Raw genomic sequence first — 19,068 nt, 5'->3', positions numbered from 1 at the left:
ATTATTGAACTTTATTCAGCTTATAATATTGTTGTAGGGCACCAGTAATAGGATTACCCTCTAAATCTAGTGCATTGGCAAAGTTTTCACCAATAAAGAATTTACGATTTTGGCTGGCGCTATCAAGTGTAATGATTGAGCTTTGATTTTTGTCAAACTGAAAAGTTCCTTCAGTGATAATTGGTTGCACATTCCTTTCCAGATACGTTTCCTCAAGTTTGTATGTCTTATCCGCATGCAGCGTTAACACGGTTTTAATTCCCGGACAATCTGCACAAGGTAAAGTACCTTGATAAATACCATCCCAATCTAGAGCGTTTTCTGCTGTGTGCGCTGTATCAGAATGACTTTGTTGAGAAAGTGGTGATTGTTGATTTTCAGATAATTGAGTATTTTGAGGTTGATTGGCACTATTACAGCCAACTAAAATCAGTGCAGCAGTTATTGAAAGTATCGGTAATAGAGATTTGTTCATCATATTATATAGCACCTGATTATAAAAATAGATGCTATATAGAATAAACAGAATAAAAATGTTGTATGTAAAAGTTTGCTGGAAATTTGTTTAACCCTGTCGTGCTTTAAATCTGGGATTGGACTTACAAATGACATAAAGCTTGCCACGGCGTCGAACAATCTGGCAGTCTGACGCGCGTTTTTTGGCTGATTTTAAGGAAGATAATACTTGCATATTCAAAATGACCTTTTGTTTGTTTGGAATGTTATAATATAATATTTATGAATGGTCTGCTAGTCTATAATATTGACATTTCAAAATAAAAAATTAAGAAAAGACATTTAATTGTATGTGTTTATCTTGGTTTGGCGTAAATTTCGCTTTACATTAGCAAGAGTATAGAATTATTTTGAATAAAGAGATGGGTGTGCAACAAAATCATGCAAAAATCAGCAAGATACAGCAAGATACAGCAACAATGCTGGTGTGCTCAATTAGAACTTGGGTTTGAACAGCGCACTAATCGCACCGTTATGACTCATAGGAGGCATTTTGGCCCTGTAAGGGTGCAAAAAATGCTGTGGCCTGAAAAAACTGGTGTATGTCATGCGATTATTGTGCATCCACCAGCAGGGATTGCTGGTGGTGATCATATTACTTTTAAAATCAATGTAAAAAACCAAGCGCATGCTGTGATTACAACACCCGGAGCTGGAAAATGGTATAAAACTAGTGCTAAAACAGCCTATCAACATATTGATTTAAATGTTGATCAACAGGGTATTTTGGAATGGTTGCCTCAAGAAACTATGCTATTTGATGGTGCGATTGCTGAATCTGAAACACGCATTCATTTACACCAACATGCCAGTTTTATTGGTTGGGATATGCTGGTTATTGGTCGACAAGCCCGGCAGGAAAACTTTAATACGGGTCTATATTGTAATAATTTTCAATTATTTAGAGATAATATGTTGCTGGTTTCAGATCGTCTGCGATTTTCTGGTAAAGATCGTTTTTTATCTTCTTGTTTGGGGATGAATGGTAAAGCCGTTATGGGAAGTTTTTGGGCGGTTGCACCGATTCAATATCGTAGTAGCACTATACTTGAGCAGCAATTGGAGCGTATTCGTGAACTGATGATGCGTATGGATTTACCGATTCATCTAACCATCTTGGGCGATGTAATTTGCGCCAGATTTTTAGGCGATGATGTTAGACAGTGTCATGATGCTTTTGCGGCAATTCGTGCCAGATTAAGATTTTACTGGTATGAATTAGATGAAGAGTTTCCAAGAATTTGGCGAACTTAAAGAATAATTGCATAAAATTTGTTAATTTTCAGTATTTTTATATGAGTTTGCAAAAATTTGAGCATATATTTTGCTTAAATCATTTTTAGATTAAATTAGGAAAGGTATATGGAACTTAATCCAACCGAAAAAGATAAATTATTGATTTTTACTGCTGGATTGGTCGCGGAACGTCGTAAAGCAAGAGGATTGAAGTTAAATTATCCAGAGGCAATTGCTTTTATTTCAGCTGCACTGTTAGAAGGTGCACGTGACGGAATGACTGTGGCTGAACTCATGCATTATGGTACAACCTTGTTGACACGTGATGATGTAATGAATGGGGTTGCTGATATGATTGCTGAAGTTCAGGTAGAGGCGACTTTTCCGGATGGTTCAAAACTGGTGACAGTGCATCAACCGATTGTTTAGGAGAATGTGATGATTCCTGGTGAAATTATTACTGATGATAGTGATATTGAATTAAATACAGGGCGTTTGATAAAAAAACTGATTGTCACAAATAGTGGTGATCGTCCTATTCAAGTTGGGTCACATTTTCATTTTTTTGAAGCCAATGATGCGTTGCAATTTGATCGTGAAGCTGCAAAAGGTTTTCGGCTAAATATTGCCGCAGGAACAGCAGTGCGTTTTGAGCCGGGACAAAATCGGGAAATTGAATTGGTTGCATTGGCAGGTAAACGGGAAGTCTATGGTTTTGCCGGCCGAATTATGGGAAAACTGGATTAATATGAATGGGATTCGTCCAGCTCAATTGACAGATGCTGCTGCAATTGAAGCAATTATTCAACCATATATTGATGATTTTGCTGTGGATAATATGGGACGACAATGTCTTAATTATCAAAGTATTTTAAAAGTACTGGGTTTAGCTGATGTTGAGTATTTTGTTTATAGTGATGCTGAGCTGATTATCGGTGCAATTGCTTATCAAAAGCCTGCACATTTACTGCATTTCTTTGTAGATCAACGTTATCAGCATCAGGGAGTCGGTAAAAAAATGTGGCAGTTTGTCGAAAATAAAATACGAGCTGAAAATATTTTGGCAGTGACGGTGAATTCAAGTTGTTATGCCGAAAAAATCTATCAACATTTTGGCTTTATGCCAACACAATCTGTCATTGAAGATCGGGGACTACGTTTTATTCCGATGAAAAAAACTTACCTCTCAAATAACACTTAATATAAGGTATACATCCATGAAAATGTCACGCCGTGCCTATGCAGAAATGTTTGGTCCTACAGTTGGGGATCGTGTTCGTCTAGCTGATACAGAATTATTTATTCAGGTTGAGAAAGACCTGACCACATACGGTGAGGAAGTCAAATTCGGTGGAGGAAAAGTCATTCGTGATGGTATGGGGCAATCACAAATGCTGGCCAATGAAGTGGCAGATACGGTGATTACCAATGCTTTAATTGTCGATTGGTGGGGAATTATTAAAGCCGATGTTGGTCTAAAAAACGGACGTATCTGGAAAATTGGTAAAGCCGGTAATCCAGACATTCAACCCGATATTAGTATTCCTTTAGGTGCTGCGACCGAAGTTATTGCTGGTGAAGGCCAAATTTTGACGGCTGGAGCGATTGATACACATATTCACTGGATTTGTCCACAACAGGTTGAAACAGCATTGATGAGTGGTGTAACGACGATGGTTGGAGGCGGCACGGGGCCTGCTGCGGGAACATCCGCAACTACTGTAACCCCTGGGCCATGGCATATTGGCACCATGCTTCAGGCTATCGATGATTTACCCATGAATATTGGTTTGCTAGGTAAAGGTAATCTGAGTTTGCCAGAACCCGTTCGGGAGCAAATTAAAGCGGGTGTGATTGGCTTGAAACTGCATGAAGATTGGGGTTCGACACCCGCAGCAATTGATAATTGTTTGAGTGTTGCCGATGAGTTTGATGTACAGGTTGCCATTCATACCGATACCTTGAATGAAGGTGGTTTTCTTGAGGAAACACTGGCTGCATTTAAAGACCGTACCATTCACACCTATCATACCGAGGGTGCAGGTGGTGGGCATGCACCAGACATTTTAAAAGCTATTGGTCAACATAATGTTTTGCCATCTTCAACTAATCCAACTCGGCCTTATACAGTCAATACGATTGATGAGCATTTGGATATGTTGATGGTATGCCATCATCTGGATTCTGCAATTGCTGAGGATATTGCCTTTGCAGAAAGCCGTATTCGCCGCGAAACCATTGCTGCAGAAGATATTTTGCAGGATATGGGGGCAATTGCCATGATGTCCTCCGACTCGCAAGCGATGGGGCGAGTAGGTGAAGTGATTATTCGTACTTGGCAAACGGCACATAAAATGAAAATTCAGCGTGGTGCATTGGCGGGAGATAACGCATGTAACGATAATCATCGTGTAAAGCGTTATATTGCCAAATACACCATTAACCCTGCTATCACACACGGTTTAAGTCATGAGGTCGGTTCGGTAGAAGAGGGTAAACTGGCAGATTTGGTATTGTGGAAACCTGCATTCTTTGGCGTGAAACCTTCTATGATTATTAAAGGTGGCATGATTGCTGCTGCACCAATGGGTGATATTAATGCATCAATTCCAACACCTCAACCTGTGCATTATCGTCCAATGTTTGGGGCTTATCCTCGTGGGGTACATCGTACATGCTTCACTTTTTTATCCCAGGCGGCAATTGATGCAAAAGTACATCAGCAACTTGATTTGAAAAAAATGGTTAGTGCTTGTAAAAATACCCGTAATATCAGTAAAAAAGATATGAAACATAATACCTCAACTCCGGTTATGGATGTGCATCCAGAAACTTACGAGGTGCGTGCAGATGGTGAATTACTTACCTGTGAACCAGCAGAAATATTACCAATGGCACAGCGATATTTTTTGTTTTAAGGGGTTAAGATGTCAATTTATTTGATTCGTCATGCACAAAGCGTAGGCAATGTAAATGAGCGGACAAATTCACATGCAACTATTCCATTAACAGATATTGGGCATCAGCAAGCGCAAGCCTTATTACAGCAATTGCCGAGAGCCCAACGTGTCTTAATTTCATCTTATTTGCGAACCAGGCAGACCGCAGCACCTCTTTTGCTGCGTGATGATGTCGAGCCTGAAATTTATGCAATAGAAGAGTTTTCTTATCTCTCTGACGCAAAGTGTAAAAACACAACTTTACAACAACGTCAGCCTTGGGTGAGTGATTATTGGCAACGTGCCGATCTGTATTATCGAGATGCCGATGATGCTGAATCATTTGAAATGTTTTATCGACGTGTTGATCAATTTGTTTATGAATTGAAGTTATTACAGCAACAATACACGACTGAACATTTACATGTTTTCAGTCACGGGCAATTTTTGACATTATTTAAATTTATTGCACTAGAAAATCGTGAATTATCACAGCAGTTGATGCATGATTTTCGTGAACGAATGTTGAATGATCCAATTGGCAATACTGAATATTTTATTTATGATCAGGAAATATAATGAAAATCTATACCCAACGTCTTGAACAGATTACACAAGAGCAAGCTTTTGATCAGGTTGAATTGACCTTCGATATCCGGCAGAAATCCCGTTTTCGTGCCACATTAAACAATGGCGTAGATATCGGTATAGATTTGCCCCGTACAGGTATTTTACGCAGTGGCTCCTATATCGTGAGTGAACAAGGTGACGTATTGCGTATTGATGCCAAACCAGAAGAATTGATGCAAATTACTGCCAAAACTGATTTCGAATTGCTCAAAGCCGCTTATCATCTGGGAAATCGACATGTACCGTTAATGCTTACACCATACGCATTATATTTTGAACCTGATCATGTGCTTGCAGAAATGGTTAAAGGTTTGGGTTTGGAGGTGAAAGAAGTTGAGCATCCGTTTGAACCTGAAAGTGGTGCTTATGCACAGCACAGTCATGATCATCGCTTAAGCCCAGTCAAGTCGATTCATCATGTCCATTGACGCTGCACATTTACTTAAACTGTTGACGTTATCATCAACAGCTTTACCTGTAGGTGCCTATTGTTACTCGCAAGGTGTTGAAAGTGCTATTAATTTGGGTTTAATACATGATGAGCAAAGCAGCATTGCTTATTTTGAAGATGTATTAGCATTACTATTGGTGCGTTTTGAATTACCTATTCTCAAACGTATGTTGCAATATTATGCAGATGAAAAGGTATTTTTACATTGGGCCACTTATTATCAGGCCAGCCGTGAAAGTAAAGAATTGTTGGCTGAATCACAGCAATTGGCATTCTCTCTAAATGCATGGATTAAAGATGTACTTAGGCAATCTGTGGTGGTGAAAAAACAGTTTGGTTTTGTACCGGTTTATGCGCAACTTTGTGGCAGACTAGGGCTAAATGTTACTGATATATTAACAGCTTATGCATTCACAGTTCTGGAAAATCAAGTATTGGCAGCTGTCAAAACTGTACCATTAGGACAAATGGGTGGGCAACGGATTTTATGGCATTTACACCAACAAATTCCCGCAGCAATTCAACTAGCATTGGCAATCCAGGATCATGAACTGAGTAGTGCATTGCCACATTATGCAATGTTGAGTATGCAGCATGAAACACAATATTCACGCTTATTTAGATCATAAAATGAAAGGAAAAAATCATGACAGAACGTAGCCCGTTACGTATTGGTATTGGTGGGCCGGTAGGGTCAGGTAAAACTGCATTGACATTAAATTTATGCCGTGCCTTACGTGATAAATATAATATGGCTGTAGTGACCAATGATATTTATACCAAAGAAGATTCTAATTTTCTAACCCGTAATGAAGCCATGTCGCCTGAACGTATTGTCGGTGTCGAAACTGGTGGTTGTCCACATACTGCAATTCGCGAGGATGCTTCGATCAATCTGGCAGCAATTGATGATCTTTGTGAAAAGTTTATCGGATTAGAGTTGATTATTATTGAAAGTGGTGGAGATAATCTGGCAGCTACATTTAGTCCGGAATTATCTGATCTCACACTTTATGTTATTGATGTGGCAGGTGGTGAAAAAATACCACGTAAAGGTGGACCAGGAATTACTAAATCAGATTTACTCATCATTAATAAAACTGATTTGGCACCAATGGTTGGCGCCAATCTGGATGTCATGGATCAAGATGCCAAACGCATGCGTGGTGATAAACCATTCATTTTTTCTAATATGAAAACAGAAGATGGTTTGCAAGAAATAATTCAGTTTATTGAAAAACAAGGATTATTCAAAGTATAGAAGTGATTATTTTTCAGAATTAAGAAAGTAGCTAATGTAAATTAATGCTTTCTTTTTTTGTATATTACGATAGTATTTCAAAATCAGTTGACCAAATATTTTGGTTTTTGATCAATAAATTATAATATGCAAAATTTCAGACCAATAGACTGATTCGTGTCTAATCATCTGAAATGACAAGCAATAGGGATGGGAGAACAAAAATGACATCGAATCAACTTGTGATTTTAAAACAACAATTGATTTTGAGCAAAGAAGGTTTTGCAGATATTGTTTACGAAGAAGGGACTTTATTGAAGGTCAAAATGATTTCCAATGATCATATTGTTGTTGCAGACGATACTGAACGCACTTTTTTATTAAAAAATCAAGATAAAGAGCAGATTTGGGCATTCTTATAATACATGTTTGTAAAGTTTACTGGATTAGAATTTTTCGAGCTTCTGTGACAATATGTTGAGTCAAGGCTTGTAAAGGTTTGGATTGCTGTTTCCAGTGGTGCCAATATAAAGTGATATCCATAGCGACATTCGGCATAACTTCAATCAAATCATAATGCGTTGCCAACTGTAAATCGGGTATCATGCCATATCCCAATCCAAGTTGTAGCGCATCAAAAAAGGCACTGACAGACGGTATGGTATGATAAGGAAAAGTACCTTTAGCCAAGCCATAATGTGTGAGTAAAACCTCAAAGTGCATATAATCTTTTTCATTAAATAAGACTGCAGGTGCTTTACGCAAAGCTTCTCGTGTAATTCCATGTTTAAACCATTTTTGTTGAAATTGTCGGCTTGCCATCATTCGATAACGCATTTTACCTAACTTTATACTATGACAGCCACGCATTGCTTCAGGTTCTATCGAAATACAAACATTGACCTGACCTGTTTCTAGTAAGGTATGCGTTAAAGATTGATCATCAATTTTGATTGCCGTAACAATACTTTGACAAACTAGGATGTTTTGTAATGCAGGCAAGAGCCAGATTGAAAGTGAATCAGCATTTACTGCAAGATGTACCTTGAAAAATTCATCTGGTGTGGTTTGACCTGTTAAATGATGTAATAAGTTTTGTTCTAGTAGTCTGCTATGCTGCAAATATTGTAGAACATCCTGACCAGCCTGAGTGAGAGTACAGGGACGCCCACGAATCAATAACAATTGTCCTAATGTTTTTTCTAAAGCCTGTACCCGAAGTGAAATTGCAGAAGGGGTAAGACAGAGCAATTGTCCTGCCTGATCAAAGCTACCCGTTTCAATTACAGCCAAGAATGCCTGACATTGTTTGCTGTTCAACATGGTTTACCTTAAAAAAATTTAGTTTATCCAAGATATTCTTAATTTTACTGACTTAAGTATAAAAAATATAGATAATTTTGCCTTAAATAACGTTTTTGAGATAAAAATGGCAACATGGTTATATGGTTTGGCAACAGGATTTTCTTTAATTATTGCAATTGGAGCACAAAATGTATTCGTGCTCAAACAAGGATTAAAAAAACAACACGTTTTCTGGATTTGTTTGATTTGTGCAATGTCCGATAGCCTGTTAATTTTTTGCGGTGTATGGGGTTTTGGCGAAATTATTGTGCAATATCCTGTGATTGTAGATTTGGCAAAATATTTTGGTGCCTTATTTTTATTTTTATATGGTCTAAAGCATTGTATGGGCGTATTTAACACTCAGAAGGCATTAATTCATCATGAATTAGAACCAAAATCTTTGTTGCATATTGCAATGATTTGTTTGGCTTTAACATGGTTAAATCCACATGTTTATCTGGATACGGTGGTGTTAGTTGGTGCAATATCTGTAAAATTTATGCAGGAACGCTATTTATTTGCCTTGGGTGTAATTCTTGCTTCATGGATATTCTTTTTTAGTCTGGGCTATGGTGCGAGATTTCTTTTACCAATATTTCAAAATGCACAATCATGGAAAATTTTAGACGGGTGTATTGCGATAATCATGTGGTGTATTGCTTATCAATTGATTCATTAATCTTGTCAAGATTTGTGAAAGTCGGTAAATATAATAGGGTAAACAAATAAGGGAATTTAGAAAATAATTTTAAATCATAAGTTTATAGACATACCAATAACCTACCTTGGTTATGTTAATTTTATTTTATCAAATGAGTAAAATTCTCATTTGGTAAAGGATGATATAAAGGATGTGGAGAATTAAAAATGGGAACGATGAAAGCCGCTGTAGTAACAGCATTTAATCAACCTCTTGAAATCAAAGAAGTAGAAATTCCAAAGGTAAGTGCAGGTAAAGTACTTGTCAAAGTAATTGCTACTGGTGTTTGCCATACAGATTTACATGCAATGCATGGTGACTGGCCAATTCAACCAACTGTACCATTTATTCCAGGCCATGAAGGCGTGGGCGAGGTGGTCGAAATTGGTGAGGGTATTACTCATCTTAAGATTGGTGATCTGGTAGGTATTCCATGGTTATATTCAGCTTGTGGTCATTGTGACCATTGTTATGCAGGCTGGGAAACTTTATGTAAGGAACAACAAAATTCAGGCTATTCTGTCAATGGTAGCTTTGCTGAGTATTGTCTTGCAGATGGTGAATATGTCGGTGTTATTCCAGAAGGTGTAGATTTACTTGAAATTGCACCAATCCTTTGTGCCGGTGTAACTGTGTATAAAGGCTTAAAAATGACTGAAGCCAAAACAGGGGATTGGGTTGCCATCTCTGGTATTGGTGGTTTAGGTCATGTTGCTGTGCAATACGCTAAAACCATGGGCTTCAATGTTGTTGCAATAGATGTAGATGACTCAAAACTTAATCTGGCAAAAGAATTAGGTGCTGATGTTGGTATTAATGCACTAAAAGTTGATGATGTTCAAGCCGAAGTTTATAAAGCTACAGGTGATGGATGTCATGGTGTTTTGGTGACAGCAGTTTCTCCAAAAGCTTTTGAACAAGCAGTAAAAATTATTCGCCGTGGTGGCACAATGGTATTGAATGGCTTACCACCGGGTAAATTCGATCTTTCTATTTTTGATATGGTACTTGACGGTATTACTGTTCGTGGTTCTATTGTCGGTACTCGTCTAGACCTAAAAGAAGCACTTGATATTGCTGCACGTGGTAAAGTGAAAGCGCATATTAATGTTGAGCCATTAGAGAATATTAATGATATTTTTGAACGTATGGAACATGGCAAAATCGATGGTCGTATTGTGATTGATCTAAGAAAATAAACACAATTTACCATTGTGTACGAAATATTTTAAAACCATTATGTGCCAAGGCATGTGATGGTTTTATAAAGTCAATTTTAAAATAAAAAAATGATAAAAATATTAACAACTAAAAAAAGAATAAATGATAATGAGAATAAATACCTATTTTTTGTAGGTATTTGGTAGGTAGGTTAAAAAAATAAAATCCAATAGCATCATTTCCGAAATCTTTCATAGACTTATATTTGAGATAAATAATAAGGATTTTATATGGCTTACAAGCAAATCGCAGATCAAACAAACGGCTTTTACATCCCATGCGTATCATTATTTGGCCCAGGTTGTTCCAAAGAAATTGGCATCAAGGCAAAAAATTTGGGTGCTAAGAAAGCATTGATCGTAACCGACCAAGGTTTATTTAAGGCAGGTGTAGCAGATTTAATCGCAGGATACTTAGCACAGGAAGATGTTCAAAGCCATATTTATCCGGGAGCAGAGCCTAACCCAACTGATCTTAACGTACATAATGGTGTAAAAGAATATCAGGATAATGGTTGTGACTTTATTGTTTCACTTGGCGGTGGTTCTGCACACGATTGTGGTAAAGGGATCGGTCTAGTTACGGCTGGTGGTGGACATATTAGTGATTATGAAGGTATTGATAAAAGTACCAAACCAATGACGCCGTTAATTGCTGTAAATACTACCGCGGGTACAGCATCAGAAATGACACGTTTTTGTATTATTACCAATACAGAAACACATGTAAAAATGGCTATTGTAGACTGGCGTTGTACACCACTCATTGCCATTGATGATCCAAGATTGATGGTTGCAAAACCTGCTGGTCTTACTGCTGCAACAGGAATGGATGCTTTAACACATGCTGTTGAAGCGTATGTATCGACAGCAGCGAATCCGATTACTGATGCTTGTGCAGAAAAAGCCATTCGTATGATCCAGCAATGGTTACGTCAGGCAGTTGCCAATGGTGAAAATATTGAGGCACGTGAGGCGATGAGCTATGCCCAGTATCTTGCAGGTATGGCATTTAATAATGCATCACTAGGCTATGTACATGCTATGGCACACCAATTGGGTGGTTTTTATAATTTACCACATGGCATCTGTAATGCGATTTTATTACCACATGTATGTGAATTTAACTTGATTGCTTGTCCTGAGCGTTATGCTGATATTGCAGAATTTATGGGTGTAGATACCTCAAAATTGACGACAACACAAGCTGCACAGGCTGCGATTGCTGCAATTCGAGAATTATCTGAATCAATTAGTATTCCAACTGGTTTAAACATCTTAGGTGTAAAAACAGAAGATTTTGATATCATGGCAACCAATGCACAAAAAGATGCTTGTATGTTGACTAATCCACGTAAAGCTAATCACGCACAGGTTGTTGAAATTTTTGCTAAAGCAATGTAATTAATAATTTTATAATATAAAAAAGCTCGTCAAAATGGCGAGCTTCTTTGTATGTATCTGATCATGAATATAAAATTTATTCAGCGTAATAAGCCTGACGTTTATTGGAAAATTTCTGTAATTGTTTGAGAAAGCCATCAAAATAATCTCTGGATTTTTCTTCAGTTCTAAAGCCTGCGTAAAGGGTACGTCTTAGTCCTTGAGGAGAAATAAAACTCAAACGGCGACTGGTGACCCAACCTTTTTGTTCATATTCATTAACCACCCAATCAGGTAATGCTGCAATGCCTCGTCCGCTAGCAACCAGTTGAATCAGCATTTGTGTCAAATCAGTAGTGCGAATCGCTTTAGGTTGAATATTGGCTGGTAGAAATACATGCGCCATGATGTCTAGGCGGTGTTTATCTACTGGGTAAGTAATCAGGATTTCTTCTGCCAATTTTTCCACACTTAAATCTGCATCACGAACTAGAGCATGTGTATTGGACAGTACCAAACGAGATTCGTATTCAAAAATCGGAAAGTATTCAATACCTTTTAATACGATTGGATCGGCAGTGATCAGTAGATCAAATTCAGCATTTTGTAGCAATTCATGTGGATTAACTTCAAACCCAGAAGCAAAATCCAGATCAACATCTGGATACTGTTGACGATATTGATTGAGCAGTGGCATCAGCCAGTCAAAGCAGCTATGACATTCAGAAGAGAAAATAATCCGTCCAGTCTGACCATGTACCAAGCGTACGATATCAGATTGTGCTAATTGTACTTGCGGTAAAACGTCATCGGCCAGTTTGAGCAAGCGTAAACCGACATTGGAAAATTGTAATGGGCGAGAGCGGCGATTAACAATTTCTACATCATACCAATGCTCAAGTTCCTTGAGTTGATGAGAAATTGCCGATGGTGTCAAATTAAGATCTGTTGCGGCAGCAACCAGTGACCCATGTTCACGTAATGCCTGTAAAGTCCGTAAATGGCGAAGTTCTAGCATATCAATAAACTCTGGAATAGAAAAATACAGGGATTTGAATAGATTAATGTAAGTTGTCAATATTAGATGACATTTAATTCAAAAATTATTTTACATGAAATTAAATCATTTTATCATAAAAATAATGAGATTTATTCAAGATAAATTTTGTTTGATTATTAACACTTCAGATGAATTTAAATAAATGTAAAATGAAGCGGGATCAAGTGAGTATCGAAATCGTTATTTTAGCTTATCTCTATTACTGTAAAATGTGATTTAAATATTATTATTGAAACCACATTTTTATGTAATGAATAAAAATTAACAATAATTAAAACAGAATTTTTCAGCGTACCGCAATCTATAATGATGCGGTATTTTTTAGAAAAATCGTATAAGCCAAGTTTTTATATTGTCATATTAAATCATCATAAAACTATATTTATTCAATACTGTTATTACTATCCTTTTGAAAATATATAATTTATTTAAATTAATGGTTTTTTACAGTAGTTTTTGAAAGATGTTTTACAGGAACGTTTAATGAGTTTGCTATAAAACAATATTCATTTGCTTTTTCATGTAGTTCATTTGCTAATTTAATCATTTCTTCAGTTTTAACGATTACATTTGGATGAAGTATTATTTCTTTAAAGTATCCTTTGCCATCATTTTCTTCCAACATAATGCCTTCGGCAATATCTGTATATTCCTCCACGATAATATGATTGATTGAACAAAAATGTAAATACCACAGCATATGACAAAAAGAGATTGATGAGAGAAAAAGATCTTCTGGATTGTGTTTGGTATTGTCTCCTCGAAAAGCAGGATCAGAAGAACCTTGAATTATGGGTTTATTTGCGATAATAATATTATGGCTTCTTTGATAACTTGTATAATTTTTAGTTCCTAACCCACTATTTCCTGTCCATTCAATTTTTGATCGATATAGATGTTGTTTCATGATTTAACCTTTTGATTGGATAAAATGATCAGCGATACATTATTTCATGGATTAAGTGGGTAAAATTTAATATAAATCTTTCAACAAACGTCCCTGACTCACCAGATTGGCAATAATATTATTAAAGGCATCTACATAGGTTTGTTGACCTATATGTTCGGCAATATAAATCAGGCTCTCATCTACAGCTTTCCCCATGTTTTTGCTACCACAGACATAAATATACGCACCTTGTTCCAGCAATTGCCAAACCAGTTCTGCCTGATCCAGAAGTGCATCTTGAACATAATATTTTTCAGTTTGATCTCGTGAAAAGGCTGTGAATAAGCCATTCAGTACATTTGCTGCCAGATATTGATTTAACTCGGTTTCATATAAAAAATCATGCTGACGATAGCGTTCGCCAAAGAATAAATAACTGTTGGTCGATGGCGTATATTGTTCAATAAATTGTAAAAAACCGATAAATGGAGCAATGCCTGTACCTGCACCAATCATGATAATAGGTGCATTGATGTTTTCTGGTAAATGAAAATTTGGATTGGAGCGCACAAATACCGAAACCTGATTATCCGGTTTTAAATTGGCAAGATAGCAACTGGTGATCCCTTGATAATCACGTTGCTGATGATGATAGCCAACTTGGCGTATGCACAAATCTACAGCCTCAGTATGGGTTTTTCCACAAGAACTAATGGAATAGGCACGAGCTGTTCGATTTGCCAAAATTTCCACCAGTTCATTCAATTGAATATGTTTTTCTGTATCAAAATCCTGTAATACATCAAGTAAATCATGCACATATAAATATTCTTCCAAAGCTTTTTTATTTGAAATTTTGAGTAATTCTTTTAAATGTTCGTGTTGGCAAAGTTTGGCAATTGCACGTAATACATTTTTGTTGAGAACTCGAAGCTCTTTATTTTTAAGTACAACAGTTGCTTGAGCATCATTAAACCATTGTGCATACAGGGCCAATAAATCATCGGGATTATCGACATTGACATATAATAAATCGCCTGCCTGATAACGTATCCCACTGTTTTGTAAATCGAGTGTCAGATGAAATACCGCAGGCTCGGATTGCGCCAGATGTTTGATCTCTAATACTTTGGCGGTATAGGTTGAGTTTTCGTTATACACTTGAATTGATAAATTATGCTGTACCGGTTCGCTGGGAAGATTGGATAAACTTTGCTGCAACAATGGTTGCCATTGATTAAAAATATCCTGAAAATTTAAATCCGCATCAACACGCTGAATGAGAGTTTGTGCCTGTTTTTCTTGAAAGATTTGATCAAGCTGTTTACCATAACCACAAAAATGATCATAACTGGCATCGCCCAAAGCAAAAATACTGTAACGAAAGGGCAGACGATCAAATAATTCTAGTTTATTCAGAAAATCCTCTGCATTTTCTGGTGCTTCACCATCACCAAAAGTGCTTGTAATGATGATTAACAAGCTATTTTGATGAATATTTGCAATGTCTATGTCGTTTAAAGTTGCAATAGAAAGATCATAAGACTGTAAAAAATCCTGTTGATAGAGTTGATAAGCCAGTGACTCGGCATGACCCGACTCGGAACCATAAGCGATAAAAATACTATAAATTGGATTACTCATGATATCTCTGGATTGATCCTGAAAATATTAAACGTATTAGCGATGTTTTTGGCGAAATTTATATCAAATCAAATATTGAAAATAAATTGAGCAGAGATCAATAAGATTTGCTGCCCAATAGTTTTTAAGCAATGGCTTATTATTTGTCGTAGTAGTCGTCAAATACTTCTTTTGCCTGTTCAATGGCTTCATAATTATTAAATAAATCATTTACAACACGGCGAACACTGATATAACCGGTAATCTCACCTTGATCGTCAAATAAAGGCTGAACCGTGGTATCAACAACATATACCACACCGCCTTTACCAACATTGGGAACAATACCTGTCCAGATTTTACCGGCTTGAATGGTATCCCATAAATCTTTATATACTTCTTTTGGTACAGAAGGGTGGCGAACGATGTTATGCGGTTGACCGACCAATTCTTCGTTGCTATATCCGGTTAATGTTGAAAATAGTTCATTGGCATAAGTAATCACCCCTTGTAAATCGGTAGTAGAAATCACCAAAGTATTTTGGACTGCATTAAGTAAAACATCATCTGTAGGAATTTGCTGTTGTGTCATATTGAGATACTCCGATATGGAATGAAGAATAAAATTATATTTTGGCGAACTGGATTTTTTTAACTGATTTGCCTTAATTGTAATAATAAAATAATTTAAAATCAGTAATATAAATTTTGTAAGCCAAACCTTTCATTTGTGAATTATTAAAAGGTATATTTAAAATACATTATTATGAGAATTAGTACAATAGATTTATAAAGATATTTGTAAATAATTATCAATACAATTTTATGGAAAAAGTATGAAAACAAATGTTGTGATAAGTATTTTTGTTTGTAAAACTATATTTTATAGACAGGTTAGGGGAATTTTAAGCTAAATTTTGCTGAAAATAACACAATATTCATCTCGATTATAAAGCAAAAAAAGTAAATAGAAGTGTCCAAATCTTAAATTATTGTTAATCAGGTGCATCAATAGTCATATTTTTCATAAGCTAATGATAAAAAATTATAAGAATACTAGTTTATTAATATATCTAAATATTTCATAAAACTTAATCTGTATTTAGATTTCTAAAAATCAGATTGATCTAGTTATCAAAAAGTTACTTCATTCTATGTTAGAATGCTGAGCTGAAATTTACCATCGTTATAGCCAGGGTCTGCAATGTCTGATGAAAGATTAACCCATCTCAAACAGCTTGAAGCTGAAAGTATTCAAATTATCCGGGAAGTCGCAGCTGAATTCGATAATCCAGTAATGCTGTATTCTATTGGTAAAGATTCAGCAGTGATGCTTCATTTAGCCATGAAGGCATTTTATCCGGCTAAACCTCCATTTCCACTTATGCATGTTAATACCGGTTGGAAATTCAAGGAAATGATTACTTTCCGTGATGCAATGGTAAAAAAGCTTGGATTGGAATTGATCGAATATAAAAATCTTGAAGGGGTTGCACAAAATATCAATCCATTCGATCAGGGAAGTTCTAAATATACTGATATCATGAAAACACAGGCGCTAAAACAGGCACTGGATAAATATAAATTTGATGCAGCATTCGGTGGTGCCCGCCGTGATGAAGAAAAATCCAGAGCCAAGGAACGTGTATATTCTTTCCGTGACAGTAAACATCGCTGGGATCCTAAAAATCAGCGTCCGGAATTGTGGAATATTTACAATGGTAAAGTAAATCAGGGTGAAAGTATTCGTGTTTTTCCATTATCAAACTGGACAGAGTTAGATATTTGGCAATACATTTATCTTGAGCAAATTCCAATTGTGCCATTATATTATGCTGCCAAACGACCTGTTGTAGAACGTAATGGTACCTTAATTATGGTTGATGATGAACGTTTCCGCTTAAAAGAGGGAGAAGTACCGGAAATGAAGTCGGTACGCTTCCGTACTTTGGGCTGTTATCCATTAACAGGGGCTGTAGAATCTGAAGCAGATACCTTGCCAGACATTATTCAGGAAATGTTGTTAACGACAAGTTCTGAACGTCAAGGACGTATGATTGACCACGATGAAGCCGGGTCAATGGAAAAGAAAAAGCAAGAAGGTTATTTTTAGTTTCTAATTTAGGTGGAGCAGCAGCATGTCTCATCAATCCGAGCTGATTAGCCAGGATATTTTGGCGTATCTTAAACAGCATGAACAAAAAGACTTACTCCGTTTCCTGACTTGCGGTAATGTCGATGATGGTAAGAGTACGTTAATTGGCCGCTTATTGCACGATTCAAAAATGATCTATGAAGATCAGCTTGAAGCAGTACAGCGTGACAGTAAAAAAGTAGGGACTCAAGGCGAGAAGATTGACCTTGCATTACTGGTCGATGGTTTACAGGCCGAACGTGAACAAGGAATTACCATTGATGTTGCGTATCGTTATTTTTCAACAGAAAAGCGTAAATTCATCATTGCCGATACACCGGGACATGAGCAATATACCCGTAATATGGCAACAGGTGCCTCAACTTGTGATCTGGCAATTATTTTGATTGATGCACGTTATGGTGTACAAACTCAAACTCGCCGTCATACATTTATTTCTGCGCTTTTGGGTATTCGTAATATTGTCGTTGCCATTAATAAAATGGATCTAGTGGAATTTTCTGAGCAAAAATTTAAGGAAATTCAGGCAGACTATTTTGATTTTGTTAAACAATTGGGTGACCGTACACCATCTGATATTCGCTTTGTTCCAATTTCCGCTTTAAATGGCGACAATGTGGTTAATCCGTCAGAAAATACACCATGGTATTTTTCATCGGACCATCAAGGTCAAACTTTAATGCAGATTTTGGAAAGTGTGCAGATTAATCACGATACCAAGAAAAAAGATTTCCGTTTGCCTATACAGTATGTTAATCGTCCAAATCTGGATTTTCGTGGTTTTGCTGGAACAATTGCATTAGGTTCTGTGAATGTCGGTGATGAAGTCGTTGCATTACCATCCGGTAAGAAAAGTACCATTAAAGAGATCGTAACGTATGATGGTAATCTAAACCATGCGTTTGTGGGCCAGGCAGTTACAGTGACTTTAAATGATGAGATTGATATCAGCCGTGGCGATATGCTGGTTCACTCATACGCATTACCACAGGTTTCCCGTGCAGTACGTGCGACGGTTGTCTGGATGAATGAACAACCTTTAGTCAAAGGTAAGCTTTATAACGTTAAAGTTGGTGTACAAAGTGTACCTGCCAAAGTGACGGATATTAATTACCGTGTTGATGTCAATACATTGGAAAAAGTTGCTGCGGAACAACTGGAATTGAATGCAATTGCGGATATTCTTGTTGAGTTTGACCGTCCAATTGTATTTGATAATTATAAAGATAGTCGTCATACCGGTGCATTTATCTTTATTGATCGTCTAAGCAATGTAACAGTTGGGGCGGCGATGATTGAAGATACCGCTCAGATTTCTAATAGTACACAAGCTGTAAGTAGTGAAGAACGTGCAGCTCGTTTAGGTCAAAAACCTGCAGTACTTGCAGTCAATGCTGACATCTTTAAGCAGGCACAGCAATTGGAACGTGCTTTACTTGACAATGGTATCGTTGCTTTGGCAAAAGCTGGTCTTGATGCACAGCAAGTAGATTTATTGCGTGAAACAGGCCTGACAATTATTGTTGATCAAATTAATTTCGCGGATTCCAGTATTGATGCTACAACACTTGATGCGGCAGTACAAAAAATTCAGCAACTTGTTCAACTGTAAGTTTTAGATCAACTCATAAATTTAACCCGATGCTTAATGTATCGGGTTTTTTATATCGCTATCAGGA

Annotated in this window: 22 protein-coding genes; 15 read left to right on the top strand and 7 right to left on the bottom strand. The window is 36.8% G+C overall.

What is annotated here, in order from left to right:
- Position 1 precedes the first annotated feature (1 nt).
- Together F4V57_RS04160 and ykgO are read right to left on the bottom strand one after the other, a co-directional pair.
- Complete coding sequence (locus F4V57_RS04160; protein ID WP_070069524.1) at positions 2 to 475, bottom strand: copper resistance protein NlpE; 474 nt, start codon at positions 473 to 475, stop codon at positions 2 to 4.
- Positions 476 to 565: 90 nt separating this feature from the next.
- Positions 566 to 691, bottom strand: coding sequence for a type B 50S ribosomal protein L36 (gene ykgO, locus F4V57_RS04155; protein WP_081409183.1), 126 nt, complete (start codon positions 689 to 691; stop codon positions 566 to 568).
- Between the two features lie 206 nt (positions 692 to 897).
- Between ykgO and F4V57_RS04150 the strand changes: the two genes are divergently transcribed.
- The 10 genes from F4V57_RS04150 to F4V57_RS04105 all read left to right on the top strand — a co-directional run bounded on the left by F4V57_RS04150 (position 898) and on the right by F4V57_RS04105 (position 7,434).
- Entirely contained in the window at positions 898 to 1,770 is an 873-nt protein-coding gene (locus tag F4V57_RS04150; RefSeq protein WP_070069497.1) for an urease accessory protein UreD, read from the top strand.
- 108 nt (positions 1,771 to 1,878) lie between these two features.
- Positions 1,879 to 2,181 (top strand): urease subunit gamma, encoded by a 303-nt coding sequence (gene ureA / locus F4V57_RS04145; protein ID WP_070069496.1) that lies wholly within the window; start codon positions 1,879 to 1,881, stop codon positions 2,179 to 2,181.
- A 9-nt stretch (positions 2,182 to 2,190) separates the two neighbouring features.
- Positions 2,191 to 2,499: an urease subunit beta gene (locus tag F4V57_RS04140; protein ID WP_070069495.1), complete on the top strand. Its 309-nt coding sequence runs from the start codon at positions 2,191 to 2,193 to the stop codon at positions 2,497 to 2,499.
- Positions 2,462 to 2,953 carry a GNAT family N-acetyltransferase gene (locus tag F4V57_RS04135; protein ID WP_227515672.1) on the top strand — a complete coding sequence of 164 codons (492 nt, stop codon included), beginning with the start codon at positions 2,462 to 2,464 and terminating at the stop codon, positions 2,951 to 2,953. Before F4V57_RS04140 ends, F4V57_RS04135 begins: the two co-directional genes overlap by 38 nt.
- Before the next feature lie 16 nt (positions 2,954 to 2,969).
- On the top strand, positions 2,970 to 4,670 hold the full coding sequence (gene ureC, locus F4V57_RS04130; RefSeq protein ID WP_070069493.1) for an urease subunit alpha: 1,701 nt from the start codon (positions 2,970 to 2,972) through the stop codon (positions 4,668 to 4,670).
- Positions 4,671 to 4,679: 9 nt separating this feature from the next.
- Positions 4,680 to 5,270 (top strand): histidine phosphatase family protein, encoded by a 591-nt coding sequence (locus F4V57_RS04125; protein WP_070069492.1) that lies wholly within the window; start codon positions 4,680 to 4,682, stop codon positions 5,268 to 5,270.
- Positions 5,270 to 5,749, top strand: coding sequence for an urease accessory protein UreE (ureE, locus tag F4V57_RS04120; RefSeq protein WP_070069491.1), 480 nt, complete (start codon positions 5,270 to 5,272; stop codon positions 5,747 to 5,749). The genes F4V57_RS04125 and ureE overlap by 1 nt, the downstream gene beginning before the upstream one ends.
- On the top strand, positions 5,739 to 6,401 hold the full coding sequence (locus F4V57_RS04115; protein WP_070069490.1) for an urease accessory protein UreF: 663 nt from the start codon (positions 5,739 to 5,741) through the stop codon (positions 6,399 to 6,401). The genes ureE and F4V57_RS04115 overlap by 11 nt, the downstream gene beginning before the upstream one ends.
- A gap of 17 nt (positions 6,402 to 6,418) precedes the next feature.
- Positions 6,419 to 7,033, top strand: a complete 615-nt coding sequence (gene ureG / locus F4V57_RS04110) for an urease accessory protein UreG (RefSeq protein WP_070069489.1) — start codon at positions 6,419 to 6,421, stop codon at positions 7,031 to 7,033.
- A gap of 203 nt (positions 7,034 to 7,236) precedes the next feature.
- On the top strand, positions 7,237 to 7,434 hold the full coding sequence (locus tag F4V57_RS04105; protein ID WP_070069488.1) for a hypothetical protein: 198 nt from the start codon (positions 7,237 to 7,239) through the stop codon (positions 7,432 to 7,434).
- Between the two features lie 16 nt (positions 7,435 to 7,450).
- Here the strand turns inward: F4V57_RS04105 and F4V57_RS04100 are convergent, their stop codons facing one another.
- Positions 7,451 to 8,335, bottom strand: a complete 885-nt coding sequence (locus F4V57_RS04100; RefSeq protein WP_070069487.1) for a LysR family transcriptional regulator ArgP — start codon at positions 8,333 to 8,335, stop codon at positions 7,451 to 7,453.
- A gap of 106 nt (positions 8,336 to 8,441) precedes the next feature.
- On the opposite strand from F4V57_RS04100, the gene F4V57_RS04095 reads away from it, so the two are divergent.
- The 3 genes from F4V57_RS04095 to mdh all read left to right on the top strand — a co-directional run bounded on the left by F4V57_RS04095 (position 8,442) and on the right by mdh (position 11,683).
- Positions 8,442 to 9,038 (top strand): LysE/ArgO family amino acid transporter, encoded by a 597-nt coding sequence (locus F4V57_RS04095; protein ID WP_070069486.1) that lies wholly within the window; start codon positions 8,442 to 8,444, stop codon positions 9,036 to 9,038.
- A gap of 188 nt (positions 9,039 to 9,226) precedes the next feature.
- Complete coding sequence (gene adhP / locus F4V57_RS04090) at positions 9,227 to 10,258, top strand: alcohol dehydrogenase AdhP (RefSeq protein ID WP_070069485.1); 1,032 nt, start codon at positions 9,227 to 9,229, stop codon at positions 10,256 to 10,258.
- Positions 10,259 to 10,510: 252 nt separating this feature from the next.
- Complete coding sequence (gene mdh / locus F4V57_RS04085; protein ID WP_070069484.1) at positions 10,511 to 11,683, top strand: iron-dependent methanol dehydrogenase; 1,173 nt, start codon at positions 10,511 to 10,513, stop codon at positions 11,681 to 11,683.
- A 76-nt stretch (positions 11,684 to 11,759) separates the two neighbouring features.
- On the opposite strand, the gene F4V57_RS04080 is transcribed toward mdh, so the two are convergent.
- The 4 genes from F4V57_RS04080 to F4V57_RS04065 all read right to left on the bottom strand — a co-directional run bounded on the left by F4V57_RS04080 (position 11,760) and on the right by F4V57_RS04065 (position 15,826).
- Positions 11,760 to 12,680: a LysR family transcriptional regulator gene (locus tag F4V57_RS04080; protein WP_070069483.1), complete on the bottom strand. Its 921-nt coding sequence runs from the start codon at positions 12,678 to 12,680 to the stop codon at positions 11,760 to 11,762.
- Between the two features lie 475 nt (positions 12,681 to 13,155).
- Entirely contained in the window at positions 13,156 to 13,629 is a 474-nt protein-coding gene (locus tag F4V57_RS04075) for an OsmC family protein (protein WP_070069482.1), read from the bottom strand.
- 66 nt (positions 13,630 to 13,695) lie between these two features.
- The gene (locus tag F4V57_RS04070) at positions 13,696 to 15,255 is read right to left on the bottom strand and encodes a diflavin oxidoreductase (RefSeq protein ID WP_070069481.1); all 1,560 of its coding nucleotides are present in this window, start codon (positions 15,253 to 15,255) and stop codon (positions 13,696 to 13,698) included.
- A gap of 139 nt (positions 15,256 to 15,394) precedes the next feature.
- The gene (locus F4V57_RS04065) at positions 15,395 to 15,826 is read right to left on the bottom strand and encodes a PAS domain-containing protein (RefSeq protein ID WP_070069480.1); all 432 of its coding nucleotides are present in this window, start codon (positions 15,824 to 15,826) and stop codon (positions 15,395 to 15,397) included.
- A 612-nt stretch (positions 15,827 to 16,438) separates the two neighbouring features.
- On the opposite strand from F4V57_RS04065, the gene cysD reads away from it, so the two are divergent.
- Both cysD and cysN read left to right on the top strand, forming a co-directional pair.
- Positions 16,439 to 17,347, top strand: a complete 909-nt coding sequence (cysD, locus tag F4V57_RS04060; protein ID WP_070070588.1) for a sulfate adenylyltransferase subunit CysD — start codon at positions 16,439 to 16,441, stop codon at positions 17,345 to 17,347.
- 25 nt (positions 17,348 to 17,372) lie between these two features.
- Positions 17,373 to 19,001 (top strand): sulfate adenylyltransferase subunit CysN, encoded by a 1,629-nt coding sequence (cysN, locus tag F4V57_RS04055; RefSeq protein WP_070070589.1) that lies wholly within the window; start codon positions 17,373 to 17,375, stop codon positions 18,999 to 19,001.
- The last annotated feature ends 67 nt before the right edge of the window (positions 19,002 to 19,068 follow it).

Source organism: Acinetobacter qingfengensis, from assembly GCF_008693185.1.
GTDB lineage: Bacteria > Pseudomonadota > Gammaproteobacteria > Pseudomonadales > Moraxellaceae > Acinetobacter > Acinetobacter qingfengensis.
Note: the sequence above shows the minus strand (reverse complement) of the source record. Positions and strands in the feature narration are given on the sequence as shown.